5 protein-coding genes are annotated in these 3,299 nt (G+C 42.5%); 1 reads left to right on the top strand and 4 read right to left on the bottom strand.

Annotated elements, in window-relative coordinates; genetic code table 11:
* Nucleotides 1-180 precede the first annotated feature (180 nt).
* Complete coding sequence (locus AB4496_RS18490) at nt 181-630, top strand: TerB family tellurite resistance protein (RefSeq protein ID WP_009847013.1); 450 nt, start codon at nt 181-183, stop codon at nt 628-630.
* A 33-nt stretch (nt 631-663) separates the two neighbouring features.
* Here AB4496_RS18490 and AB4496_RS18485 read toward each other — a convergent pair whose 3' ends face one another.
* The 4 genes from AB4496_RS18485 to AB4496_RS18470 form a co-directional block, all read right to left on the bottom strand.
* Nucleotides 664-1,101 (bottom strand): hypothetical protein, encoded by a 438-nt coding sequence (locus tag AB4496_RS18485; protein ID WP_029222865.1) that lies wholly within the window; start codon nt 1,099-1,101, stop codon nt 664-666.
* A gap of 5 nt (nt 1,102-1,106) precedes the next feature.
* The gene (locus AB4496_RS18480; protein WP_032499115.1) at nt 1,107-1,805 is read right to left on the bottom strand and encodes a helix-turn-helix domain-containing protein; all 699 of its coding nucleotides are present in this window, start codon (nt 1,803-1,805) and stop codon (nt 1,107-1,109) included.
* Between the two features lie 419 nt (nt 1,806-2,224).
* On the bottom strand, nt 2,225-2,920 hold the full coding sequence (locus AB4496_RS18475) for a hypothetical protein (RefSeq protein WP_017102684.1): 696 nt from the start codon (nt 2,918-2,920) through the stop codon (nt 2,225-2,227).
* Nucleotides 2,921-2,935: 15 nt separating this feature from the next.
* The gene (locus AB4496_RS18470) at nt 2,936-3,292 is read right to left on the bottom strand and encodes an antibiotic biosynthesis monooxygenase (RefSeq protein ID WP_012604199.1); all 357 of its coding nucleotides are present in this window, start codon (nt 3,290-3,292) and stop codon (nt 2,936-2,938) included.
* Between the last annotated feature and the right edge of the window lie 7 nt (nt 3,293-3,299).

The following is a 3,299-nucleotide window of genomic DNA, read 5'->3' as shown; positions in this document are numbered from 1 at the left end:
CCCTCGCCGCGATTAAAACGCTTTTATCTCGAACAAAATTTAACCACGAAAGGTCAACACGCCCTAAACAAGTGTTCCTTATTGCTGACCTCTTCGTAATGTCAGTTTTAAGTAAAGACGCTTGCGATCACACTCCGTAGGCCCAATAGTAATAATATTCACCATAACTGGAATGCTCTTATGTTTAACTCACTTACCTCGTTATTTAAACAATTAGTTGACGGCTCTGATTTAGGCAAAACGCCCACTGCCTCACCTAACTTAGCCATCGCCAGCTTGTTATGCGAAGTCGCTGGTGCAGACCACGCGATCAACGAATCAGAGCAACAAGCCAAACTGCACTTACTTCAGCGTTTACTGAACATAACCGAAGAAGAATCAAAAGCTTTATTAACACAAGCTGAGCCTCAAGTTGAACAATCTGTTTCTCTGTACGATTTCACTTCTCAACTGCGAGAGCTTTCGCAGCCGGTTCGCATAGAATTAATCAAAGCTATGTGGGAAGTCGCGCATGCGGATGGAGAGATTGACCCACTTGAAGATTCAGTGATCCGTAAAACCGCAGAACTGCTCTACGTTGACCACAGTGACTTTATCAAAACTAAGCTGAACGTCATCGGTAAAAGCTAACCAAAGGCTCGATACTCACGTTTAGTGACTGGATCAACGTAAACGGTCGCCATGCATGATGCCTTTGAGCTCTAACGGCGTGCCCTTCTTAGTGACATAAAGGCCGCGCTGATTTGATACCAACACACTGCGCTTGCCTTGTGTTTGTTGAATGTATAAGTGCTTGATATTGAATGTCTGCTTATCTTGGGCCTGATCTTGATCCAATTGATAAAAGTAGTAATGATTCCCCCAGCGCAAGAACACGCCAAACATCTGCTTAGTTTGAGCGATATTCCCATCGATATCGTAACCAATGTACTGCATTTTGACTCGACCATTTTCCAATCGAAGTGATATTTTTTCCCAGCCTACCATCGGGTATTCTGCGGAAAATTTATAAGTACTTTTGGTTGCGAGCCCAGAAATTAAGCCTACATTTAGAATCACAAAAAACGTGAGTAAGATAGGCATCCAAAACTTACGATTCATATCACTCACCCTCGCTCATCGTCATTATCGTCATCGCAAGACAAAGATTTAAACTGGTGACTCATCTCTTTCCAGCGCCCGTTTATCAATGCGACGGCTTGGATATTCTGGCACCCAACTCCGATGCGATGCAGATAAAGCGAATCAACACCGAGTTCTGAGACGGTATTGAGTTCGGTTAATAATTCTTGATCAAAATTCAAACTGTCGTGATAAACATCCATGCCACGATAGCTCGTTTTATCCATAAAAAAAACGAACTGATAAAACAGCACGAGAAGAAGCGCGCTGACGACCATCCCTACGATACGAGATTGGTGACGAGTGAGAAAACTCTTAACCCTTCGCTGTTTATGAAGTTCCCGTTGTTGGGGTAATACAGATTCGCTTTTACTGTCATCACTGCGATCACTGTCAGTATTAAAAACCTCTAGCTCAACGGTTTCATTAGGAACATTAACTTGAGCTACTTGAGTTTGAATAGCAGAAATGGGTGTTGATAGATAACCACCAAGCTGTTGAGGTCTGCTAAAACTGTACCCTTGCTTCTGAACCGTTAAAATTTTGCACTCACAGTTCAGTTCATTCAACGCTGTACGAATGTTCTTTATCGCTACGTTTAGCGAGCTTCCTGTCACCACCCGCCCAGGCCAGCAATGTTCAAGAAGGAAGTCTCGGCCAATCGCTTTCGGGCTATTCATCACCAAATGTTCAAGGATCAAACTTTCGGATGAAGACAAGGTGACCTGCTTGTTAGAGCTCGAATTAATGAGAGTATTGTTATTCAATTCGATACCCGAAGCGTCTAAGGTGATCTTATCAGGGCTATTGGCGTTCATTTCGGCGAGGTGTTCATAAATAAAAAGGTCATCAAAAAAGTGTTTGTTTGGTCGAATTAATAGCAAACCATACATAGAAAAGAGTAGTGATAAGTTTAGCCAATAATTAAGCCAAATATAAGCTCAGCAAGTAACAAGATAAAATAACAACAAGGTGAGCCAGTCACGAAAACTCACTCACCTATGAACATAGCCAAGTTTAACTCTAAACTTGTCATGGTCCCATATTAAGACCTCGTCGTTACGCAATCTGAAAACGAGGTCACAATTCTGTTCTAGCGAAATTATAGTTCCAGTTTGAATCCAAGTTCACTAATCATAACTTCAGCGAAGCCTAACTTTACTGCATTCAACTGACTGGCAACTCCGCGAGCTTGTTCTTCGTTTTTAGCCAATATTGCCATTGAGTAAATGGGTCTGATCATCGCTTTTTGGTTTGGCTTCTCTTGAGCTATTTCTTGATGTTTTAAGTAAGCAGAAGTAATCACGCCTTGAGCGCTCCAATCGACAACCATTTGTAAATCTTGGCTGATAATCTCATCGACAATGAATTGATTCTCAGGCTCTGTCCAAGCGAGTTCGACTGCGTAGTTTTTGAAAGCGACGTCAGTGTTTAACCACTTATTACCAATGTCTCTGATTTCAGTCACCTCGACAAGCTCTTTGAATTGGAATGGTAGGTTACCAATCAACTCTCGAACGTGCTGTTCACTGTCCGCTTCAATCACAAACTTAATCATCGGAAATTTCTTGTCTCCGATAAAGCTTTCCGATACGAACATATCGTGTACCAAGCCCGCGTCAATTAAGTTAGCAAATGCTTTTTTCTGATGAGGCATCGCCTCAAATACCGCTTGAGCATCGTCGGTTTTCCAAGCGACTGACACACCGTATGCCGCAGCATGGGCATGGGTTGAAAAAAGAGTCGCTGAAAGTAGAAAGCTAAAAATAGCTAAAAAGGTTCCTAGAGTTGTTTTCATTATGTGGTTTCCTGATTAGTCGCGAATAATTTCATACAAGTTAGGGTCAGCAGAAACCCCTTCGATTTTTAAAGGTGGTAGCTCTTTTCTCATCACTTGTATTGCATCATGGAATTGCTTCTTACTCTCCCATTCAGCGACATTGATAAAGCGGTATGTCGCGTCCGAGCTTAAAGAGCGGTGCAGTTTGGTCGATAGGTATCCGGGTTGCTTCATCAATACGTCTCGCGCATTTTCCCAATACGTTAATGTAGCGGCCTCATGGGCCGGCTCTACTGAAAAGGTATTTATCAATACAACGGGTTGTGCCGAAACCAACGCACTTACGCTTAGCGCCCCCAGTGCCAATCCATACTTAATAATGTTCTTCATCCTATTC

The organism is Vibrio sp. 10N.222.46.A1, from assembly GCF_041473595.1.
In the GTDB taxonomy this organism is placed as follows: Bacteria; Pseudomonadota; Gammaproteobacteria; order Enterobacterales; family Vibrionaceae; genus Vibrio; species Vibrio tasmaniensis_A.
The sequence above is the reverse complement of the archived record's forward strand: the minus strand, read 5'-3'. Positions and strand labels throughout refer to the sequence as shown.

Coding starts and splice junctions, on each gene's coding strand:
- AB4496_RS18490 (WP_009847013.1), top strand. CDS start 181: ATGTTTAACTCACTTACCTCGTTATTTAAACAATTAGTTGACGGCTCT.
- AB4496_RS18485 (WP_029222865.1), bottom strand. CDS start 1,101: ATGAATCGTAAGTTTTGGATGCCTATCTTACTCACGTTTTTTGTGATT.
- AB4496_RS18475 (WP_017102684.1), bottom strand. CDS start 2,920: ATGAAAACAACTCTAGGAACCTTTTTAGCTATTTTTAGCTTTCTACTT.
- AB4496_RS18470 (WP_012604199.1), bottom strand. CDS start 3,292: ATGAAGAACATTATTAAGTATGGATTGGCACTGGGGGCGCTAAGCGTA.